This window comes from Paraburkholderia sp. SIMBA_053 (assembly GCF_046534895.1).
GTDB lineage: Bacteria > Pseudomonadota > Gammaproteobacteria > Burkholderiales > Burkholderiaceae > Paraburkholderia > Paraburkholderia caledonica.
On the sequence record NZ_JAWRXU010001685.1, the window covers coordinates 1 to 237 of the forward strand.

Here is a 237-nt window from a genome sequence, read left to right on the forward strand (position 1 = left end):
GATGGCAGACGGACACCTGCGGGTGACACGGGCCGAACGCCAGGGTCGTCCGCCAGTGGCGATCGGCCGGTTTTTCCGTAGCCTTGCCGACGCCCACGGCGCGCGCGCCATGAGCATCATCCTGTCAGGCACGGGTAGCGACGGGACAGTTGGGATTGGCCGGATCAAGGAGTGCGGTGGTATTACGCTCGCCCAGACTCCCGACGACGCCGAGTATCCGGAGATGCCGGAGAGCGC

At 67.1% G+C, this 237-nt stretch carries 1 protein-coding gene; it reads left to right on the plus strand.

The genetic code is table 11. The features are described 5' to 3' along the window. Window position 1 precedes the first annotated feature (1 nt). Window positions 2-237, plus strand: a 236-nt coding sequence (locus SB753_RS41275) for a chemotaxis protein CheB (RefSeq protein ID WP_410805714.1), incomplete at its 3' end; no start/stop codon positions are given.